Genomic DNA, 20,703 nt, shown 5'->3' on the forward strand with positions numbered 1-20,703 from the left:
GGGCCGGGGTTGCGGCCGACGGGCCCGCTGCGGGCTCGCGCGGTCTCCCCGGCTGACGACCAGCCGGTTCGCTACACGCTCGCGCGCAGGTCGGCGAGGCGTTCCTGAAGGACGGCGGCCCGGGCCGCGGAGATGCCCCGCTCGTCGAGCCGCTGGCGGACCTTGCGGCGCAGCTGGTCGATCTGTTCGGTGACGGCGGCGCCGTCCTCCGGATCGATCAGGCGCAGCAGGTTCTTGAAGTCGAGGGCCACGTCGGCGCGGATCTCCCCGTTGGCCTCGCCCTCCTCGACGGCGACCCGGACCCGGCTCACGGCGGCGTCCACGTTCAGCGGAGGTCGTGTCGTCGGCGTCTCCCGCGCGGCGGTCACCTCCACCTCCGGGGAGGCGTCCGGCGGCGCCGGGACGGCGGACGCGGACGCGGTCGAGGCCGAGGTGGTGGTCACGACGATGGGCTGGGCGAACTCGGGCTCGCGGTCCGGCGAGCCGACCGCGTTGACCACCGCCACGACGACGACACCGGTCATCACCAGGACGGCCCCCACCGCCGCCCGGCGGACCGGTGGCGAGGACGCCCGGCGGTAGGACGGCAGCACCTTGGCGTGCCCGGTCGGCGGGCGGCCGGGCAGCGGGATGGTGAGCCGGGCCGGGGCGGACGGGATCAGCCGGGACAGGATCCGGCGGGCCTGCGCGGCGGACGGGCGATGCGCCGGGTCCTCGTCGAGACAGCGCATGATCAGCTCGCGGAGGCGGGCGGGCAGCGTCTCCGGCAGCGGGGTGGGCCCGTGCGCCTGGGCGGCGGCCAGCTCCTCCCAGGTGTTGACGTCGTAGGGCGGCTCGCCGGTCACCATCTCGAACAGCAGCACGCCGAGGCCGTACAGGTCGGTGGCGGGTTCGGCGGGTTTGCCGTCCAGGCGTTCCGGCGCCGCGTAGGCGGGGGTGCCGAAACTCGCGCCGGTCTCGTCGTCGTCCGGCTCGCCGGCGGCCGCGCTGATCCCGAAGTCGAGCAGTTTGACCCCGCCCGGGCAGAGCATCACGTTGCCCGGCTTGATGTCGCGGTGCACCACCCCGGCGGCGTGTGCCGCGGCGAGGGCCTCGGCGACGGCGGTGCCGATCGACACCGCCTCGCCCCACGGGATCGGGCCGCCGCTGTCGTGCAGCCGGGCCGCCACGGTCTCCCCGCCGAGCAGCTCCATCACCACGAACGGGGCGACCGAGCCGTCCGGGCGGACCGCCTCCCGGTAGTCGTGCACGGCGGCGATGCCCGGATGCGACAGTCGCGCCGCGAAGCGGGCCTCCCGCCAGGCCAGGTGCGCGGCCCGGGTGTCACCGGCCGGAAGCTTGACCGCGACCGGCCGGTCCAGCAGCTCGTCGGTGGCCCGCCAGACCTGCGCCATGCCGCCGGTCTCCAACAGGGTGACGAGGCGGTACCGCGAGGCGAGGAGGACGCCCGAGTCCGGCCAAACTTCGTGCATGCCAGGACATTCACCCAGTGCGGCGGGCATGTCAACTCCCGCGAGTGTCGCGGGCGGCGCATCTCACCGTCGATGAGAAATCTGCACGGCAACCGATCGGCAACCGCACAGCGCACCGGGCCGCACCCGGCGGTGCGAAACATGGGTGTCACCCGAGCTGAGGAGTTCTCCCCATGCGCATGCGCCGTACCGCTGTCGCCGTCGCCATCGCCGCGGCCGTCACCGTCTCCACCACCGGCGCCGGTGTCGCCTACGCCGCGCCGTCCGGAGCCTTCGCGAAGGCCGCCGCGGCCAAGAAGCCGGTGGCCCCCGCCAAGAAGCCCACGACCCCCGCCAAGAAGCCGACGACCCCGGCCCCCACGAAGCCGAAACCCGCGCCGGTCAAGAAGGTCAAGGCCAACTTCCAGGCCAGCGGTACGATCACCGCCGCCGCCGCTGGGAAGATCACGGTGGCCGTGAAGAGCGGCACCACGGACGTCCGCGGCAAGACCGTCACGATGACCGTCGCCCCGACCGCCCAGATCGTGGTGAACGGTAAGAAGGTCAAGGCCGCGTCGCTCGGCGCCGGCCTGAAGGTGTCGATCACCGGCACCCGGCTGGACAGCGCCTACACCGCCGCCAAGGTCCAGGCGTCCGGGAAGGTGACCGCCCCGAAGCCGACGTCGCCGGCCCCGGTGACCTCGCCGACCACCAGCCCGTCTCCGTCGGTCTCCACGCCGCCCGCCACGGCCCCGGAGCCGTCCGCGCCGGCCCCGTCCGCGCCGGCCCCGTCCGCGCCGGCCCCGTCGGACTCGGCCGAGCCTTCCACCCCCGCGGAGACGGCCGCGCCGACCGAGCCGGTCACCGAGCCGACCGCCGAGCCGACCGCCGACGCCCCCGAGGAGGACGAAGAGGGCGCGTGAGCCCCCGCGACCACCGGTGACCGGTACGCCCCACCCGCCATGACAAGCCGGGGCGTGCCGGTCACCGGCGTTTTCGCTAAGGACCCGGCGGTCGCGGTCGATTGCAGCCGGGGACGGCCGGAGTAGAACGGGAGAGTCGGCATGCCCTCAGCGGTGCGCGCCCCACTGCGGCAGGACCCCGTCCTGATCCTGCTCGCGGCGGCAGGTCTCCTGGTGCTCGGCGGCTTCCTGCTGGACGTGGGCCCGCCCCGCCGGCAGATCCTGGCCGGCTGGACGATCGCCCCGATCCTCGACCTGCTGCAGTTCTGGCTGTCCCGCCGGGTCTACCGGCTGCCCGGGCTGCCGTTGCACGCCCGCCGGTTCTGGCAGGCGGTGGCCGCGGGCGGGCTGATCTTCTGCGCCGGTGACGTGACACAGCTGGTGAGCGTCGTCCTCGGCCCGGAGACCGACGAGATCGTCTTCCACCCGGCGCAGTCGGTCGCGGTGATGCTCGGCGTCGCGGTGGTGTTCGTGGTCGCGCTGATCCAGCGCCCGGACCGGCGCTGGCCGTCCCGGGACTGGAACCGGCTGCTGCTCGACACCGGGATCGTCAGCAGCTCCGCCGGCGTGGTGGCCTGGTGCCTGATGACCCGGCCCGGCCTGGCCCAGGTGGGTCCGGCCGACTACCTGGTGGCGGTCTTCGGCTGTGCCGTGGTGCTGTGCGGTGTGTTCGTCTCGGTGCGCTGCGGTCTGAGCGGGGAGGCACCGCTGACCCCGGCCTCGGCGGTCGCCCTGGTGGCGTCCACGGTGCTGATCGCGGTGGCGAGCGTGATGCTGCCGGAGTCGGCGAGCACCGGTGTGCAGATGGCGGTGCTGGTCATCCCGTTCTTCGTGGTGCTCGCCGGGCCCCGGATCCAGGAGCTGCACGGCGTCGAGGGGCTGGACGGCCTGCAGTGGTGGGGATGGGCGTCGCGGCGGCGGTACGCCCTCCTGCCGTACGCCGGAACCGTGATCTGCGCCGTCGCCCTGGTGATCGTCCTCGCGGTGCAGGGTCTCGGGGTCTCCGCCTGGGGCGCCCTGGCCGGGCTGCTGGTCAACGTGGCCCTGGTGGTGGCCCGGCAGGTGGTGGCGCTGACCGAGAACAACCGCCTGCTCGGCGAGATCCGCAACCGGGAGCAGCGGCTCACCTCGCTGCTGGAGCACTCCAGCGAGATCATCTCGATCGCTTCGGCGAACGGGGACTTCCAGTACGTCAGCCCGGCGGTGGAACGGATCCTCGGGCACCCGGTGGCGTCCGTGATGGGCCGTTGCGCCCTGGACATCCTGCACCGGCAGGACCGGGCCCGCCTCCAGGACGAGCTGGACCGCCTGTACGGCACGCCCGGCGCGGAACTGACCTACCAGGGCCGGTACCGGCACGCCGACGGATCGTGGCGGTGGCTCGAGGTGGTGTCGGTGAACCTCACCGACAAGCGCGGCATCGGCGGCGTGGTCTGCAACTCCCGCGACGTCACCGAGTCCCGGGAGCTGCACGAACGGCTCAGCTACCAGGCCGGGCACGACGAGCTGACCGGGCTGGCGAACCGGCGCGAGTTCACCGCGGCGATGGCCGCGCGCGCCGGGGACGTCACGGTGCTGCTGATCGACCTCAACGGCTTCAAACAGATCAACGACACGTACGGCCACGCCGCCGGCGACGGGATCCTGCGCCACGTGGCCGGGCTGTTGCGCTCCTGTGCGGGCCCCGGCGACGTCCCGGCCCGGCTGGGCGGCGACGAGTTCGCGGTGCTGGCCGGTGGGGACGCGGCGGCGGGCGAACGGCTCGCCGGCCGGTTGCGGGCCGCGCTGCGGGCCCCGGCCGAGGCCGGCGGCCGGCCGCTGCGGGTGGGCGCCAGCATCGGGGTCGCCACCGGGCCGGCGGCCGAGCCGGATCAGCTGCTCAACGCCGCGGACTTGCGGATGTACGAGGAGAAACAGCAGACCCGGGCGTACACGTCATGAGACGCCACACCGTCGCCACCGCCGCGATCTGCCTGCTCGGCACCCTCTGGTACCTGTGCTGGGTCGCCTTCACGCCCGGCCCGGTCGCCGTCGGCTACCTGTTCATGCCGCTGTCCATGGGGATCGCCGGCCTCGCCGCGCGCTCGCTGCGCCGGGCGGTCCCACCGGCCCCGGCCGGCCGCCGGTTCTGGGTGCTGCTGGAGATCTGCTGCTACCTGTTCGCGGCCGGGTTCACGCTGCTGGCCGTGGCGGCGGTGCGGACCGCCCCGGAGATGCCCGCGATGCCCCCGGCCGGCGCCGCGCTGATCGGCACCGGCGTGCTCGTGGCGATGTGGGGCGTGGCCCAGGTGCCGCTCGGGGTGACGAGCTGGTACGAACGCGGCAAGCAGTGGCTGGACCGGACCATCGCGTTCCTCGGCTGTGTCACCGTGCTGTGGCATTTCGGCATCTCCCCGATGATCTGGGCGTCCGAGCCGTGGACCGCGTCGGCGGTGTCGGTGCTGTTGCTGGCCTGCCTGTTCGCGGCCGGCTCGATCACCAAGGTGGCGTACATCGCGGGCGGGCCGGTGGACCGGACCGCGATGCGGCTGGTCGCCTCGACCGGTCTGGGTGCGGCCGCGGTGGCGCTGCTCGCCGTCCTCGGCGGCTACCACGGCATCCTGCCCGGGCAGGCGGTGTGCATGCCGGTCTGCGGCCTGCTGATCGCGCTCGCCGCCCGCCGGCAGATGCGCGCCGCGGTCGAGGCCCCGCGCGGCGCCGCCAACGTCTGGCTGCCCTATCTGGCGGTGCTGGCCGTCGACGTCCCGGTCGTCGACGTGCTGATCCGCGCACGCTTCTGGGCGCCCGGCGTCCCGGAGGGCCGGTTGATGGTGGCGGCGGCGGTCGTCGTCACGGGCCTCGTCGCGGTCCGGCAGTACGTGGTGTTCCGGGAGAACACCCGGCTGCTGCGGGAGAAGCAGGAGTCGGAGGCGCGGCTGCGGCACGAGGCCACCCACGACCCGCTGACCGGCCTGGCCAACCGGGCCCTGTTCCGCCGGAGTCTGGAGGCCGCCCTGGCGACCGGCCCGGCCACGGTGGTGCTGGCCGACCTGGACGAGTTCAAGACGGTCAACGACTCGCTCGGCCACGACGCCGGGGACGGGCTCCTGGTCGCCTTCGCCGACGTGCTGCGGGCGGCGGCCGGCCCGGGCGCCGAGGTGGCCCGGCTGGCCGGCGACGAGTTCGCGGTGCTGCTGCCCGGCGACACGGCCGGTGAGGCGGTCGCGGAGCGGATCACCGCCGCGACCGCGCTGCCGCTCGGCGAGCAGCGGCTGCTCGTGCAGTTCAGCGCCGGCCTGGCGACCGCGGCGCGGGGCACGCCGGCGAGCCGGTTGCTGCGCGGCGCCGACGCCGCCCTCTACGCCGCCAAGCAGCGCGGGCGGGCCAACTGGGTACGGTACGCCGACGGCATGGAACGGCCCGCGTCGGCGCACGCCCGGCTCGGCGGCGACCTGCGAAGGGCTCTGGACGCCGGCGAGTTCCGGCTCGTCTACCAGCCGATCGTGGACCTCCGCGACGGCCGGATCACCGGCGTGGAGGCGCTGGTCCGCTGGGAGCACCCGGACCGGGGGCTGGTGTCGCCGGCCGAGTTCATCCCGGCCGCGGAACGTACCGGCCTGATCGTGCCGCTGGGCCGCTGGGTGCTGCGCGAGACCTGCCGGCAGGCGGCCGCGTGGATCGCCGCGTTCGGCCCGGACGTGCTGGACAAGGCCGCCCCGAACGTGTCGGTGCGCCAGCTGCACGACCCGGACTTCGCCGCCGACGTGGCCGCCGCCGTCGCGGACTCCGGCCTGCCCGCGAACCGCCTGGTGCTGGAACTGACCGAGTCGGCGGTGCTGCGCGGCCAGCAGGTGTCCCGGGTGCTGCACGAGGTACACGCCATGGGGGTACGGCTGGCGCTCGACGACTTCGGCACCGGCGAGTCGTCGCTGAGCCTGCTGCGCGCGTTCCCGGCGGCGATCGTGAAGCTCGACAAGTCGTTCGTCGACGGCATCGAGCTGGACGAGCCGGGCACCCCGGCGGCCGAGGCCCGGCAGGCGGTGGCCCGCGCGGTGGTGCAGCTCGCCGGCGCTCTCGGCCTGGACACGGTGGCCGAGGGCATCGAGAACCAGGAGCAGGCGGACCGGCTGCGCCGGCTCGGTTACACCGTCGGGCAGGGTTACCACCTGGGCCGGCCGATGCCGGCCGAGCAGCTCACCGAGATCTTCGCGGCCCGGCGCCGGGTGGCCGCCGCGGCGTGAGATCCCGCTATCGTACGGCCCATGGACGCGGCCGACGACGCAACGAGCACTGCCCGGTCGCTGCGCGAGTGGCTGGAGCGGGTCACCTTCGCCGACCTGCCCGAGGGCGAGGCCACCGCGCGGATCACCGACGAGATCGCGAAATGGGCCGACTGGCAGGGCTGGCGTGTCTACCGGCGGGCGCCGAGCGTCTTCCCGCTGCCCCCGCCGCTGCGCGGGAAGTCGGTGCTCGACGTCGCGTGCGCGCGGCCGAGCGGCCCGCCGATCGCGATCGAGGTGGACCGCACCGACCGGCAGCGCACCGTCGACAAGCTGCTCGCCGAGGCCGCCGCCGGACGGGTCGCGATCTGGGTGCGCTGGGGCGCCGGCCCGTTCCCGCCGCCGCCGGTTCCGGTGCATCTGGTGGTCCTGGAGGCTGCCCGGCGGTCCGGCCGATGGCATACGGTGTCGGCGCGGCCCGCGCCACGCCATTCCGGGGCGGTCACCGCCGCAGAGACCGTGCACGCCGAGGAGCTGCCGTGGGAACCGTGACCGAGAGCCCGTACCGACTCGCCTGGCGGGTGACCGAGCCGCTGCACGCGATGGTCTACTTCGTGCCCGAGGCCCCGGAGCGGTACGCCGCGTTCGGCCTGGATCCGATGGACGGCTACTTCGCCTCCCGGGCGGCCGCGTTCGGGCCGGTCGGCCCGGGCCCGGTGATCGCCACCTTCTACAACTTCAGCCCGCGCCGGGTGCGCCGCGCGCTGCCGTCGGCCTGGGCGAAGGCCACTCCGGAGCAGCTCGTCGCGGCCCGCCTGGACGCCGCGGACGCGGCCCTGACCCGCGGCCTGGGCGCCGAGGTGCTCGGCGGCCCCGAGGTGGCGGAGGCGGCCGCGCTGGCCCGCACCGCGGCGCTGGCCGCGAGCGAGCAGCCGCACGGCCGGCCGTTGTTCGCCGCGCACGCCGATCTGCCCTGGCCGGAGCAGCCGCATCTGGTGCTCTTCCACGCGCAGATGCTGCTCCGCGAGTTCCGGGGTGACGGGCACGTGGCGGCGCTCGTCGCGGCCGGGATCGGCGGGCTCGACGCGATCGTGCTGCACGCCGCCAGCGGCGAGATCGAGCCGCGGTTCCTCCAGGCGACCCGCGGCTGGGGCCGGGAGGCGTGGGCCGCCGCCGAGGACGACCTGCGCGGCCGGGGGCTGCTGGGGGAGAGCGGGCTGACCGAGGCCGGGGTCCGGCTGCGGGCCGGGCTGGAGGAGACGACCGACCGGCTGGCCGAGCCGGCGTACCGGGTTCTCGGCGAGGAGGGGTGCCTGCGGCTGGCCGCCCTGACCCGGCCGTTGAGCCGCACGGTGGTGAAGGCGGGCCTGCTGAATCCGGCCACCCTGGTTGAGGCTAATCGGCGGTGAGAGTGCTAACTCATCGTCTCGCCGGAATCGTTTGCCGGAGAGTAGTCAGTACGTCACGCTAGGTGCGTGACACAACATCAGCGGAGACACCCGGCGTCCTGGTGGGCGCAGTTCCAAGAGGCCTCCGAGCGGTTCGACGCCGCTTACCTGACCGAGGGGTTGGGTGACCTGATAAACGCGAAGATCAGCTCGCAGTTGCTGCGCCGGGAGGCGGAGATCGCCACCGATGTGGTGGTCCGGCACCTCAACAAGCCGCAGAGCGAGGAGCTGGCCGATCGTTCGCAGAAGGGAGTGGAGCGGCTGATCGCCACGGTGGAGCGGCTCGCGGAGCGGGCCGGTGAGGCGTTCTCCCTCGCCGAGGTCCATGCGGTCTGCCACCTGCTGGAGGGGCGGTTCGGTGACGCCGCGCACGCGGCCGAGGAGTTCCTCAAGACCCAGCAGATCCTGCGGATCTTCGTCGGCGCGATGCGGATGGAGCGGTTCGACGGTGACGTGGCGGTCCGGATGCTGGCGGCCGGGCATGAGCCGGCGGCGGCCATGCACTCCGGCATGATCATCGGTAAGTACAGCTGGTGGCCCGCCTGGCTCATCAAGATCGTCACGGAGCGGGCGATGGCCGGGCACCTGGACGACGAGATGATCGCCGCCCTCGACCGGTGCGCCTACGCGACGCTCAGTCCCGCCCAGTCCCGCATCGCGCGCCGCCTGCTCGAGGGGGAGGAGGCGCTGGTCGACGCCTCGGCGGGCCGCCTGGAGGCCCTGGGCGAGGCCGACGCCGCCGAGAAACTCCGCAAGGGCGACCTGACCGCCGTCGCCCTCGCCGCCCGTCTCATCCCCGTCTGACCTCCGAGCGCGTGTGGAGCCGGGCCGTCCGGGGCGCCCGAAGCACGCACGCGGGGTGGTGACCGTGCGCGTGTGGAGCCGGGCCGTCCAGCGCGCCCCAGCTCCACACGCGCTCGGAGGCGGTCAGGCGCCGCCCTCGGTGAGGGTCACGGTGGCCGGCTGGAAGGACGAGCCGGTCACGTCGACGCCGGCCGCCTTGGCCTGCTCGATCGCCTGGTTGATGTAGTCGTTGGTGTAGGCCAGACCTTCCGGGGCCTTCGTGAGGACGCTGTCGCCGGTCTGGTTCCTCGTGGTCATCGAGATGTCCACGGTCTGCTTCCAGGCCGCCTCGTCGATCACCCCGATGCCCGCGCCGGTGGCCGGCCAGATCAGCTTGCTGGTCTCGTTCATCTGCCACAGCTGGTGGCTCCTGCCGAGCTTCGAGCCCTTGGCGACGACCAGGTCCCGGCACTTCTCCGCGTTGTCCCGGCAGAACGCCCAGCCCTTGATCGTGGCGGTCAGGAACTTCACGGTCTGCTGCTGGTACGCCGGGTCGCTCAACTTCTCGGTGTTCGCCCAGACCGCGTCCTGCAGCATCGACGAGCCCTCGGTCTTCCAGTCGATGATCGAGAAGTCGCCGGCGGTGTACAGCTTGCCGGTCGCCGGGTTCTTCGCCTCCAGGAGCTGGGCGTACTCGTTGTAGCTCATCGCCTGCGCCGCATCGATCTCCTTCTTCAGCAGCGCCTGCATGTCGAACTGCTGCTGCACCAGGGTGACGTCCTTACCGGGGTCGAGCCCGGCCTTGGTCATCCCGGCGAACAGCTCGAACTCGTTGCCGAAACCCCAGTTGCCGACCTTCTTGCCCCTCAGATCGGCGGCCTCGGTGATGCCGCTGTCCTTCCAGGCGACCTGGTAGGTGCCGGAGCGGGCGAAGATCTGCGCCACGTCGGTGATCCCGGCGCCCTGCTCGCGGGAGGCGAGCGCCTTCGGCACCCAGGCGACCGCGTAGTCGGCCTTGCCCTGGGCCAGGACCGTCTGCGGAACGATGTCGACGCCGCCCTCCAGCAGCTCGACGTCGAGGCCCTGCTCCCGGTAGAACCCCTGGTCGACGGCGGCGATGTAGCCGGCGAACTGGGCCTGGTAGAACCACTGTAACTGCAGCTTGACCGGGGTGAGCGCGCCGCTCGCGCCGGGGGCGGGGGTGCTGGGTGTGTCGGCGGTGCCGCAGGCGCCCAGAGCGAGCACCGACGCGAGAAGGAGGCGGGAGATCTTCACGAGGCGAACCCCTAACTAGCTGATCAGATTTCTTTTCCAGGGCATGGCCAGACGCTCCAGCAGGAGCGTGACCAGGTAGAAGGTCAGGCCGAGCAGGCAGGCGCCGGCCACGAAGGCCCAGGCCCGGGGATAGGCGGTGAACGCGGCGGCGGACGTGATCCGGGCGCCGAGCCCGTCCTGCAGCCCGCCGAAGTACTCGGCGACGACCGCGGCGATCACGGCCAGCGACGACGCCTGCCGCAGGCCGGTGAAGAGGTGGGGGAGCGCGCCCGGCAGCCGTACCTTGCGGGCGAAGGTCCAGCCGGAGGCGGCGTAGGTGCGCATCAGCTCCTGATGGACCGGGCTCACCTCGCGCAGCCCGCGCAGCAGGTTGAGGAAGACCGGGAAGAACACCACGATGCCGGTGACCAGGCGGCGCGGGACGCTGCTGGTCGACTCGAACATGTTGTTGAGAATCGGGGCGAGCGCGATGATCGGCAGCGCGTTGATCACCGCGGCGAACGGGATCGACACGTCGCCGAGCAGCGTCGACCGGCTGGCGGCCAGCGCCGCGCACACCGCCAGGAGAGTGCCGCCGATCAGGCCCACGAGGGCGTTCGCGCCGCTGGCCAGGGCCGCGTCCCCGATGTTGCCGCGCTGCTCGACGATCTGCGCGCCGATCGCCGAGGGGGCCGGGAGGATGAACGGCGCGACCCGCCCGGCCGTCACGAGCACCTCCCACAGGACCAGGGCGAGAAGACCGAAGAGCACCGGCGGGAGTACGCGTCTCATGAGCGCAGCGCCTGTCGTACCTCGGTGATCTTCTCGAAGTAGACCGGAGCCTGCCGCCCGGCCTCGTCCCGGGACGGCAGCTCCACCGCGATCGACGCACGAATCCGGCCCGGCCGGGCCGACATGACCACCACCCGGTCGGAGAGGAACACCGCCTCGGAGATCGAGTGGGTGACGAAGACCGTGCTGGTGCCGGTCTTCGCGCAGATACCGAGCAGCTCGGACTGGAGCCGCTCGCGGGTCATCTCGTCGAGGGCGCCGAACGGCTCGTCCATCAGCAGCAGCGGCGGCTGGACCGCCAGCGCCCGGGCGATCGCGACCCGCTGCTGCATGCCGCCGGAGAGCTGGCCGGGGTAGTGGCCGGCGAAGTCGGCGAGCCCGACCAGCTCCAGCATCTCCTCGGCCCGGGCCCGGCGCTCGGCCCGGCCCACGCCGCGCAGCTCGAGCGGCAACTCGACGTTGCGGCGCACGGTCCGCCATTCGAGGAGACCGGCCTGCTGGAAGGCGATGCCGTACTCCTGCTCGCGGCGCGCCTGCGCGGCCGGGCGGCCCGCGACGGTGACCGTGCCGCTGGTCGGCTCGATCAGGTCGGCGATCAGCCGCAACAGGGTGCTCTTGCCGCACCCGGACGGCCCGATCAGCGACACGAACTCGCCGGATCCGACCGTCAGGTCCACGTCGGACAGTGCCGGCACCTCGTCGGAGCGGCCCTGGTTGAAGATCTTCGTGACGTTGCCGACGACGACCGAGGCCGTGTCCGCAGGCCCGGACGTGGGCACGACGTCCGGATCCGAGTTCGCCGGAGCGCTCACAGCGTCACCACCTCCACGTGGCGCCGGTGCCGCATCAGCGGCAGTTCCAGGAGACTGACGAGGCCGGCGACCAGCAGGCCGAGCAGGGCCGCGCCGAGCATCGCCGTGTAGACCTTGGCGGGGTCCGAGGTGGCCTCCCGCGAGTACTCGATGATCAGACGGCCGATGCCGCCGCGGGTGCCGGTGGAGATCTCTCCGACCACCGCGCCGACCACCGCCGCCGCGCCGGCCAGGCGCAGCGCCGGGAAGAGGTACGGCAGCGCCGCCGGGAAGCGCAGCTTCACCAGCGTGCGCCACCAACCCGCCGCGTAACTGCGCATCAGCTCCACACCGCTGGCGGACGGTGACTGGAGCCCGCGCAGCATGCCCACCGCGACCGGGAAGAAGGCCAGGTAGGCGGCGATCACCGCGACCGTCGCCCACGGGGGCATCAGGGTGCCGCCCCACCCGGCGATCAGTGGGGCGAGAGCGACCAGGGGCACGGTCTGGGAGAGGACGACGTACGGCAGCAGGCCGCGCTCCACGATCCGGAACCGTTGCATCGCCGTGGCCAGGACCAGGCCGATCACGGTTCCGGCGAGGAAACCGGCGGCCGTGATGCCGAGCGTGAACAGGCAGGCGTCCAGCACCACCAGCCACACCGGGCGGCCACCGGTCATCTCCGGGCCGGCCAGCCGCCGCAGGACCGTCCACAGGTGCGGCATGGAGAGGTCGTCGGCGCGCGGGAGCACTCGCACGCCGAACACCACGGTCCCCTCGGGGGCACCGACGGCCTTGTAGCCCTCCCACACGAGCACGGCCGTGGCCAGGCCGGCAACGCCGGCGAGGAGACGCCTCATCCGAACGCCGGGATGATGCTCCGGCCGTACGCCGCAAGGGTCTGCTCTTTGGCGTCGTGCTGGAGATAGACGGCGAACTGGTCGACGCCCAGCTCCTTGAGCTCCTGCAGGCGTTCGACGTGGTTCTCCACCGGGCCGAGGACGCAGAACCGGTCCACGATCTCGTCCGGCACGAACGAGGTGTGGCTGTTGCCGGCCCGCCCGTGCTCGGCGTAGTCGTACCCCTGCCGGGCCTTGATGTAGTCGGTCAGCGCCTGCGGCACCGCGCCGCCCTCACCGCCGTAGCGGGCGACGATGTCGGCGATGTGGTTGCCGACCATCCCGCCGAACCATCGGGTCTGCTCCCGCTGGTGCTCGACGTCGTCGCCGACGTAGGCCGGGGCCGCCACGCAGAACGTGATCGCGTCCGGGTCCCGCCGCTTGTCGGCGGCGGCCTTCCGGACCGCCTTGATCATCCATTCGGCGATGTCCGGGTCGGCGAGCTGCAGGATGTAGCCGTCACCGACCTCCCCGGTGATGGCCAGGGCCTTCGGGCCGTAGGCCGCCACCCAGACCTCGAGCCTGCTGTCGGCGGCCCAGGCCAGCTGGAGCTCGCTCCCGCGGACCGTGACCTTCTCGCCGTTGCCGAGGCCCTTGATCGCGAGGACGCTCTCGCGGAGCCGGCCGAGGGTCTGCGGGGCGAGCCCCAGGACCCGCAGCGCCGAGTCGCCCCGGCCGATGCCGCAGACGGTGCGGTTGCCGTACATCTCGTTGAGGGTCGCGAAGGCCGAGGCGGTGACCGTCCAGTCCCGGGTGCCCGGGTTGGTCACCATCGGGCCGACGATGATCCGTTCGGTGGCGCCGAGGATCGCCGAGTAGACGACGTACGGCTCCTGCCAGAGCACGTGCGAGTCGAAGGTCCAGAAGTGGCTGAAGCCGGCCGCCTCGGCCTTCTTCGCCCACTCGACGATCTCCCGCGCGGGTGGGTCGTTCTGCAAGACGACGCCGATGTCCATTCCCACCCCTCTCTAGATCAGGTAGTCGCTGAGGCCGCGTTTGAGGTACCGGCCGCGGCCGGCCCGCCCGGTGTACTCGCCGCCGGACGCGATGACCTCGCCTCGGGCGATGACCGTGTCGACCCTCCCGTCGATCTCCCAGCCCTCCCAGGCGGAGTGGTCCATGTTCATGTGATGCGTCGCCGCGCTGATCCGGGTGCGCCCGTTCGGGTCGTAGAGGACGATGTCGGCGTCCGAGCCGGGGGCGATGATCCCCTTGCGCGGGTAGAGGCCGAACATCCGCGCCGGGGTCGTCGCGATCGTCTCCACCCAGCGGCCCAGCGACAGCTTCCGGTCGACGACGCCCTGATAGAGCAGGTCCACCCGGTGCTCGACGCTGCCGATCCCGTTCGGGATCCTCGAGAAGTCGCCGAGGCCGAGCTCCTTCTGGTCCTTGAAGCAGAACGGGCAGTGGTCGGTCGACACCACCGACAGGTCGTCGGTGCGCAGGCCCTGCCACAGGTCGGCCCGGTGCGTCTCGTGCTTGCTGCGCAGCGGTGTCGAGCAGACCCACTTGGCGCCCTCGAAACCGGGGGCGCCGAGCTGGTCCTCCAGGGTCAGGTAGAGGTACTGCGGGCAGGTCTCGGCGAAGACGTTCCGCCCGCGGTTCCGGGCCTCCGCGACCTGTTCGAGGGCCTTGGACGCGCTCAGGTGCACGATGTACAGCGGACAGTCGGCGGCGACGCTCGCCAGCCAGATCGCCCGGCTGGTGGCCTCCGCCTCCAGTTCCTGCGGGCGGGTCAGGCCGTGGTGGACCGGGTCCGTCTCGCCGCGTTCCAGGGCCTGCTTGACCAGCACGTCGATGGCCGGGCCGTTCTCCGCGTGCATCATGATCATGGCGCCGTTGTCGCGGGCCTTCTGCATCGCCCGCAGGATCTGCCCGTCGTCGGAGTAGAAGACGCCGGGGTACGCCATGAACAGCTTGAAACTGGAGATGCCCTCGGTGGCCACCAGTTGGTCCATGGCCTTGAGCGACTCGTCGTCGACCCCGCCGAGGATCATGTGGAAGGCGTAGTCGATGTGACAGTTGCCCGCGGCCTTGCCGTGCCAGGCCGCCAGCCCGTCCTGGACCACCTCGCCGGTCCGCTGCACCGCGAAGTCGATGATCGTGGTGGTACCGCCGATCGCCGCCGCCCGGGTGCCGGTGTCGAAGGTGTCGCTGGCGTGGGTGCCGCCGAAGGGCAGTTCCATGTGGGTGTGGGCGTCGACGGCACCCGGGATGACGTACTTCCCGGTGGCGTCGATGGTGTGGTCGATCGCGGGGGCCCGGCCGGGCGCGTAGATCGCGGCGATCGTCTCGCCTTCGATCAGCACGTCCGCCGGGTTCGGCCCGGTCGGGCCGACGACGGTCCCGCCCTTGACGAGGAGCGGGCTCACGGCGCCACCAGCCCGTCGTAGCTGTCCGGGCGGCGGTCGCGGTAGAACTGCCACCGGTCGCGGACCGTGCCGAGCAGGCTCAGATCCAGGTCCCGGATCACCAGCTCGGGGTGGTGGGTGTCCGCCACGTCGCCGACGAACCTCCCTTCCGGGTCGACGAAGTACGTCTGCCCGTAGAAGTCGTTGTCGCCGAGCTCCTCGACGCCGACCCGGTTGATCGCGCCGATGAAGTACTCGTTCGCGACCGCGCCGGCCGGCTGCTCCAGCTGCCACAGATAGGAGGAGAGACCGCGGCTGGTGGCCGACGGGTTGAACACGATCTGGGCGCCGTTCAGGCCGAGCGCGCGCCAGCCCTCGGGGAAATGCCTGTCGTAACAGATGTAGACGCCGACCTTGCCGACCGCGGTGTCGAAAACCGGATAGCCCAGATTTCCGGGACGGAAGTAGAACTTCTCCCAGAACCCCTTCACCTGCGGGATGTGGTTCTTGCGATATTTACCGAGGTATTCGCCGTCGGCGTCGACCACGGCCGCGGTGTTGTAGAGGACGCCGGGCTGCTCCTGCTCGTACATCGGCAGGACCATGACCATTCCGAGTTCGGCGGCGAGCGCCTGGAAACGTTCGGTGGTCGGGCCGGGGATGCTCTCGGCGTACTCGTAGTAGGCGGCGTCCTGAACCTGGCAGAAGTACGGCCCGTAGAAGAGCTCCTGGAAGCAGATCACCTTCGCGCCCTGGGCGGCGGCCTCACGAGCGTAATCCTCGTGCGCCTTGATCATCGATTCCTTGTCGCCCGTCCAAGTGGTCTGGACGAGGGCGGCGCGGACGACTCCGGTCGTCATTGCGGCCCCTCTCTTTTTGATCTCTTCGCACGCTTGATCTTTATCAGGCAGGGTGCGGAACGCCTGTGATCGTGTGTTTACTCCTCGTTAAGGGTCCTGCGCCAGGGCTTGCCGGAAAGCGCCGGATGCCGTAGGACACTAACGACACAGATTGAGGCGAACAATTGCCCGTACGTTACGGAATGTTTCGGAGACGATAATTTGCTCAACCTGATCACCGGGGCGGTTCAGGACAGAAGCGCCAGGGGCATCGCGGCCGCCGTGAGCCGCCTGATCACGTCCGGCCGGCTCCCCGCCGGAGCGCGGCTGCCCACCGTCCGGGTGGTCGCCGGCGGGCTCGGCGTCAGCCCGACCACCGTCAGCGAGGCCTGGCGCAACCTGATCCTGGCCGGGGCCATCCGGACCCGCGGGCGGTCCGGGACCTTCGTGGCCGGACCACTGCCGCCGCGCGAACGGCTCCGGTACGCGCAACTCCGCGGGACACGGGTGAACCTGCCGACCGACCTGTCGACCGGCGTGCCCGACCCGCTGCTGCTGCCCGACCTCAGCGCGGCGTTACGGCGGGCCGGGGACGGGCGGTGGGCCGGCAGCTATCTCGACGCCCCGGTGCTGCCCGACCTGGAGGCGGTGCTGCGGGAGCGGTGGCCGTACCCCGCGGAGAAGCTGACCGTGGTCGACGGCGCGATGGACGCGCTGGACCGGGTGGCCGGCGCCGCGCTGCGCTACGGCGACCACGTGCTCGTGGAGAACCCCGCCTTCCCGCCGCTGCTCGACCTGCTGCAGGCCGTCGGCGCCACCGTCGTCGGGGTGCCGGTGGACTCCGCCGGCATCGTGCCCGAGGAACTGCGGCGCGCCGTCCGGGAGTACCGGGCGGTCGCGCTGTTCCTGCAGCCGCGGGCGCACAACCCGACCGGCGCCGGCATGGACGCCGCCCGGGCCGCGCAACTGGCGGAGATCCTGCTCCCGGTGCCGCACCTGCTCGTCGTCGAGGACGAACACGCCGGGGACATCGCCACCGCGCCGCCGGTCAGCCTCGGCCGCTACCTGCCCGACCGCACCGTGCACGTGGCCGGCTTCTCCAAGAGCCACGGCCCCGACCTGCGGCTCGCGGCGGTCGGCGGGCCCGCGCACGTGCTCGACGCGGTCGCCGACCGGCGGCTGCTCGGGCCGGGCTGGTCCAGCCGGCTGCTGCAGAGCGTGCTGCTCGACCTGCTCACCGATCCGGCGGCGGTCGCCCGGGTCGCCGAGGCCCGGTCGGTGTACGCGGCCCGCCGGTCCACGCTGGTGGCCGCCCTGCGCGAGCGTGGGGTGACCGCCACCGCCGACGACGGGATAAACCTCTGGATGGAGGTGCCCGACCAGCAGAGCGCCCTGGTCGCGCTCGCCGCCCACGGCATCGCCGCCGCGCCCGGAGCGCCGTTCTGCGTGTCCCCGCTCGCCGCCGACCACCTGCGGATCACCGCGGGCCTGGTCGACGGCGGCCACGACGACCTGGCCGACGTGCTCGCGGCGGCCGTCTTCGCCTTTCGGAACGGAGTGGTGAGATGAGTCTTCTGGACCGACACCGGGCGGTGATGCCGACCTGGATGCCCGTCTACTACGGCGACGACGCGCTGGAGATCGTCTCCGGCAGCGGGCGGCGGGTCACCGACGCCACCGGGCGCACCTACCTGGACTTCTTCGGCGGCGTGCTGACCACCATGATCGGGTACGACATCGCCGAGATCAGCGACGCGGTCCGCCGCCAGATCGGCACCGGCGTCGCGCACACCTCGACGCTCTACCTGATCCGGCAGCAGGTCGAGCTGGCCGAGAAGATCGCCCGGCTCTCCGGGATCCCGGACGCGCGGGTGTTCTTCACCAACTCCGGCACCGAGGCCAACGAGACCGCGCTGCTGATGGCGACGAACGTGCGCCGCTCCAACCAGATCCTGGCGATCAAGAACAGCTATCACGGCCGGTCGTTCGGCACGATGGCGATCACCGGGCACCGGACCTGGTCGTCGAGCTCGCTCAGCCCGTTCACGGTCAACTGGCTGGCGTCGGCCGACCGGCTGCGCGGCCGGATGGCCCGGCTCACCGACGCGGACGTGATCGACGCGGCCGTCGACGACCTGCGGGAGGTGCTCGCCACGGTCACCGCCGGGGACGTGGCCGCGCTGATCGCGGAGCCGATCCAGGGGGTGGGCGGGTTCGTGCACGGCCCGGACGGGCTGCTCGGGGCGTACCAGAAGGTCCTCGCCGAGAACGGCATCCTGCTCATCGCCGACGAGGTGCAGACCGGGTGGGGACGGACCGGAGACCACTTCTGGGGGTACGAGGCGCACGGGGTCACGCCGGACCTGGTCACCTTCGCGAAGGGGATCGGGAACGGGTTCGCCCTCGGCGGGGTGGTCGGCCGGGCCCCGGTGATGAACGCGGTGCCGGCGATCAGCTTCTCCACCTTCGGCGGCAACCCGGTCAGCGCGGCGGCCGGGAATGCGGTGCTCGACTACGTGCTCGACCACGACCTGCAGGGGAACGCGCGGACGGTCGGGGCGATCCTGCTGCGGGGGTTGCGGGAGTTGTCGTACGACATCCTCGCCGCCGTCCGTGGCCGGGGCCTGATGATCGGCCTCGAGTTCGTCCGTCCCGGCACCACCGAGCCGGACCCGGCGGTCACCGCGCGCGTCTTCGATCTGTGCCGGGAGGGCGGGCTGCTGGTCGGCAAGGGTGGGTTGCACGGCAACGTGCTGCGGCTCGGCCCGGCCCTGACGCTGACCGTGGAGGAGGCGCGTGAGGGTCTGGCGATCCTCGCCGGAGCCATCGCCGCAGCCGACGCGGAGCTCAGAATCACCTGAATCCGGTATGTCCGTCTTAGGGGTTCTATCACCCCGGTGCGGCTAAGGCAAAGTTCATTCGCCGTACGCTTGAGTAGCACGCCGTAATCATTTGGTTGCGGCGTGTTCTTTTTGGGAAAACGGCCGGTTAACGGAGGCGGAAACTTGTACACGTCCCGTTCGGCCTATGGCAGCGGCCCGGCAACTCGGTCACGATCACCGCGTGACAGAAACATCCGTGATCTTGGCGCTGGTGGTCATCACGGCCCTGGCCTTCGATTTCACCAACGGGTTCCATGACACCGCCAACGCGATGGCGACCTCCATCGCCACCAAGGCGCTACGGCCCAAGACCGCCGTCGCCCTGTCCGGTGTGCTGAACCTGGTCGGCGCCTTCCTCTCGGTGGAAGTCGCGCTGACCGTCACCAACGCCGTCGTCAAGATCCAGGACAAGAGCGGCGCCCCCAAGGCGGAACTCCTCGCCGACGGCGGCAGCGCCCTGTTGCTGATCATCCTGGCCGGCCTGGTCGGTGGCATCGTCTGGAACCTGCTGACCTGGTTGCTCGGCCTGCCGTCCAGTTCCTCCCACGCGCTCTTCGGCGGCCTGGTCGGGGCCACCCTGGCAGGTCTCGGCGTGGCCGGTGTCAACTGGAACGGCGACGGCTCGAAACTCGACGGCGTCGTCGGCAAGGTCCTGCTCCCCGCCGTCATCTCCCCGGTCATCGCCGGCGCGGTGGCCGCCGTCGGCACCTGGGTCATCTTCAAGATCACGACCGGGGTCGCGGCCCGCTTCACCGAGCAGGGCTTCCGCTGGGGCCAGATCGGCAGCGCCTCCCTCGTCTCCCTCGCCCACGGCACCAACGACGCGCAGAAGACCATGGGCGTGATCACCCTCGCGCTGATCGCCAGCGGCCACTGGGGCGACACCGAGAACATCCCGCTCTGGGTCAAGGTCTCCGCCGCCGTCGCCATCGCGCTCGGGACCTACCTCGGCGGCTGGCGCATCATCCGCACCCTCGGCAAGGGCATCACCGACATCAACCCGCCGCAGGGCACCGCCGCGCAGTCCGGCGCCGCCGCCGTCATCCTCGCCTCCAGCCACCTCGGCTTCGCGCTCTCCACCACCCACGTGGCCACCGGCTCGGTGATCGGATCCGGCCTCGGCCGTCCCGGCGCCAAGGTCCGCTGGGCCGTCGCCGGCCGCATGGTCCTGGCCTGGCTGATCACCCTGCCCGCGGCCGGCCTGGTCGGCGCCGCGATGTGGTACATCGGCGACACCGTCGGCGGCACCGCCGGCGCCCTCGTCGTCTTCACCCTGCTGGTCCTCGCCTCCGGGGCGATGTACCTCAAGTCCCGCACCGGCAAGGTCGATCACGAGAACGTCAACGACGACTGGGACGGCGCCGCTCCTGCGGCCGCCGGATCCAGCACCCCCGTCCCCGCCGCGGCTCACTGAAGGACGGCGCAGCATGCACAACCTCGGATTCGCGCTCGACGGGGCGTGGCAGGTCCTGCTCGCCGGCCTCGCCCTCGGCGCCGGCCTGCCGATCCTCTTCGCCCTCGGCATCCGCTCGCTGGCGTGGGGCGCCGGCTCGGTCGCCGTCGACGAGACCGGAGTCACCGCCGGTGCACGCAGGCCGGCCGGCACGGCGCTCGGCTACACCCTCTTCGCCGTCGTGATCATCGGCGTGCTGCTCGGCCTCACGTTCATCGTGGCCAGCGGCTTCGGCTACAAGCTCGACTTCTCGAACGTGGTACCCACCCTCGTCGCGAAGTGACGCCCGTCGCGAAGTGACGCGAAAGGCCCCGGCGCCTCGCCGATCCTGGAACCGCAGGCGATGCCGGGGCCTTCGCCCAACTTCAAGACCCTTCGCTCGTACGCCTACGGCTTCCTCGTACGCCTACGGCTTCCTCGTACGCCCACCGCTTTTTCGTACGCCCACCGCTTCGTTGTACGCCCGCCGCTTCCTCGCACGCCCATCACGCTTGGCGGGCGGTCCTGCCGGGCCACCGTGTAGCCGCCGGGCCAAAGTGCCGTGCTGGGCCAAAGTGCCGTGCTGGGCCGCCGCGTAGCCATCGGGGCTGAAGCGTCCC

The 20,703-nt window shown here is 72.1% G+C and carries 18 protein-coding genes; 10 read left to right on the forward strand and 8 right to left on the reverse strand.

The window, feature by feature from the left end:
- Positions 1 to 71: 71 nt before the first annotated feature.
- The gene (locus Aut01nite_RS36710; RefSeq protein ID WP_043529023.1) at positions 72 to 1,472 is read right to left on the reverse strand and encodes a serine/threonine-protein kinase; all 1,401 of its coding nucleotides are present in this window, start codon (positions 1,470 to 1,472) and stop codon (positions 72 to 74) included.
- 173 nt (positions 1,473 to 1,645) lie between these two features.
- Here Aut01nite_RS36710 and Aut01nite_RS36715 point away from each other — a divergent pair, with 173 nt between their 5' ends.
- The 6 genes from Aut01nite_RS36715 (at position 1,646) to Aut01nite_RS36740 (ending at position 8,864) form a co-directional block, all read left to right on the forward strand.
- The gene (locus Aut01nite_RS36715) at positions 1,646 to 2,374 is read left to right on the forward strand and encodes a hypothetical protein (RefSeq protein WP_043529022.1); all 729 of its coding nucleotides are present in this window, start codon (positions 1,646 to 1,648) and stop codon (positions 2,372 to 2,374) included.
- Positions 2,375 to 2,515: 141 nt separating this feature from the next.
- The gene (locus tag Aut01nite_RS43995; protein WP_043529021.1) at positions 2,516 to 4,354 is read left to right on the forward strand and encodes a diguanylate cyclase domain-containing protein; all 1,839 of its coding nucleotides are present in this window, start codon (positions 2,516 to 2,518) and stop codon (positions 4,352 to 4,354) included.
- Entirely contained in the window at positions 4,351 to 6,633 is a 2,283-nt protein-coding gene (locus Aut01nite_RS36725; RefSeq protein ID WP_043529020.1) for a putative bifunctional diguanylate cyclase/phosphodiesterase, read from the forward strand. The genes Aut01nite_RS43995 and Aut01nite_RS36725 overlap by 4 nt, the downstream gene beginning before the upstream one ends.
- Positions 6,634 to 6,654: 21 nt before the next feature.
- On the forward strand, positions 6,655 to 7,164 hold the full coding sequence (locus tag Aut01nite_RS36730; protein ID WP_043529019.1) for a hypothetical protein: 510 nt from the start codon (positions 6,655 to 6,657) through the stop codon (positions 7,162 to 7,164).
- Positions 7,152 to 8,021, forward strand: a complete 870-nt coding sequence (locus tag Aut01nite_RS36735; RefSeq protein ID WP_236642943.1) for an SCO6745 family protein — start codon at positions 7,152 to 7,154, stop codon at positions 8,019 to 8,021. Before Aut01nite_RS36730 ends, Aut01nite_RS36735 begins: the two co-directional genes overlap by 13 nt.
- Positions 8,022 to 8,087: 66 nt before the next feature.
- Positions 8,088 to 8,864: a hypothetical protein gene (locus tag Aut01nite_RS36740; RefSeq protein ID WP_043529018.1), complete on the forward strand. Its 777-nt coding sequence runs from the start codon at positions 8,088 to 8,090 to the stop codon at positions 8,862 to 8,864.
- Positions 8,865 to 8,987: 123 nt separating this feature from the next.
- Here the strand turns inward: Aut01nite_RS36740 and Aut01nite_RS36745 are convergent, their stop codons facing one another.
- The 7 genes from Aut01nite_RS36745 to Aut01nite_RS36775 are packed head-to-tail and all read right to left on the reverse strand — an operon-like array spanning position 8,988 to position 15,790.
- A complete protein-coding gene (locus Aut01nite_RS36745) occupies positions 8,988 to 10,118 on the reverse strand; it encodes an ABC transporter substrate-binding protein (RefSeq protein ID WP_052164193.1) in 1,131 nt (376 codons plus the stop codon).
- A 15-nt stretch (positions 10,119 to 10,133) separates the two neighbouring features.
- Positions 10,134 to 10,889: an ABC transporter permease gene (locus Aut01nite_RS36750; protein WP_043529017.1), complete on the reverse strand. Its 756-nt coding sequence runs from the start codon at positions 10,887 to 10,889 to the stop codon at positions 10,134 to 10,136.
- Complete coding sequence (locus Aut01nite_RS36755; protein WP_236642941.1) at positions 10,886 to 11,701, reverse strand: ABC transporter ATP-binding protein; 816 nt, start codon at positions 11,699 to 11,701, stop codon at positions 10,886 to 10,888. The genes Aut01nite_RS36750 and Aut01nite_RS36755 overlap by 4 nt, the downstream gene beginning before the upstream one ends.
- Positions 11,698 to 12,540 (reverse strand): ABC transporter permease, encoded by an 843-nt coding sequence (locus Aut01nite_RS36760; RefSeq protein ID WP_043529016.1) that lies wholly within the window; start codon positions 12,538 to 12,540, stop codon positions 11,698 to 11,700. The genes Aut01nite_RS36755 and Aut01nite_RS36760 overlap by 4 nt, the downstream gene beginning before the upstream one ends.
- Positions 12,537 to 13,535, reverse strand: a complete 999-nt coding sequence (locus Aut01nite_RS36765) for a TIGR03842 family LLM class F420-dependent oxidoreductase (protein ID WP_043529015.1) — start codon at positions 13,533 to 13,535, stop codon at positions 12,537 to 12,539. Before Aut01nite_RS36765 ends, Aut01nite_RS36760 begins: the two co-directional genes overlap by 4 nt.
- A gap of 12 nt (positions 13,536 to 13,547) precedes the next feature.
- Positions 13,548 to 14,951 (reverse strand): dihydropyrimidinase, encoded by a 1,404-nt coding sequence (hydA, locus tag Aut01nite_RS36770; RefSeq protein ID WP_043529014.1) that lies wholly within the window; start codon positions 14,949 to 14,951, stop codon positions 13,548 to 13,550.
- Entirely contained in the window at positions 14,948 to 15,790 is an 843-nt protein-coding gene (locus Aut01nite_RS36775) for a nitrilase-related carbon-nitrogen hydrolase (protein WP_043529013.1), read from the reverse strand. Before Aut01nite_RS36775 ends, hydA begins: the two co-directional genes overlap by 4 nt.
- A gap of 201 nt (positions 15,791 to 15,991) precedes the next feature.
- Between Aut01nite_RS36775 and Aut01nite_RS36780 the strand changes: the two genes are divergently transcribed.
- The 4 genes from Aut01nite_RS36780 (at position 15,992) to Aut01nite_RS36795 (ending at position 20,387) form a co-directional block, all read left to right on the forward strand.
- On the forward strand, positions 15,992 to 17,338 hold the full coding sequence (locus tag Aut01nite_RS36780) for an aminotransferase class I/II-fold pyridoxal phosphate-dependent enzyme (RefSeq protein WP_043529011.1): 1,347 nt from the start codon (positions 15,992 to 15,994) through the stop codon (positions 17,336 to 17,338).
- On the forward strand, positions 17,335 to 18,630 hold the full coding sequence (locus tag Aut01nite_RS36785) for an aspartate aminotransferase family protein (protein WP_043529010.1): 1,296 nt from the start codon (positions 17,335 to 17,337) through the stop codon (positions 18,628 to 18,630). The genes Aut01nite_RS36780 and Aut01nite_RS36785 overlap by 4 nt, the downstream gene beginning before the upstream one ends.
- Positions 18,631 to 18,832: 202 nt before the next feature.
- Positions 18,833 to 20,065 carry an inorganic phosphate transporter gene (locus tag Aut01nite_RS36790; protein ID WP_043529008.1) on the forward strand — a complete coding sequence of 411 codons (1,233 nt, stop codon included), beginning with the start codon at positions 18,833 to 18,835 and terminating at the stop codon, positions 20,063 to 20,065.
- 13 nt (positions 20,066 to 20,078) lie between these two features.
- The gene (locus Aut01nite_RS36795; RefSeq protein ID WP_043529007.1) at positions 20,079 to 20,387 is read left to right on the forward strand and encodes a hypothetical protein; all 309 of its coding nucleotides are present in this window, start codon (positions 20,079 to 20,081) and stop codon (positions 20,385 to 20,387) included.
- The last annotated feature ends 316 nt before the right edge of the window (positions 20,388 to 20,703 follow it).

The sequence above is a fragment of the Actinoplanes utahensis genome (assembly GCF_016862455.1).
In the GTDB taxonomy this organism is placed as follows: domain Bacteria; phylum Actinomycetota; class Actinomycetes; order Mycobacteriales; family Micromonosporaceae; genus Actinoplanes; species Actinoplanes utahensis.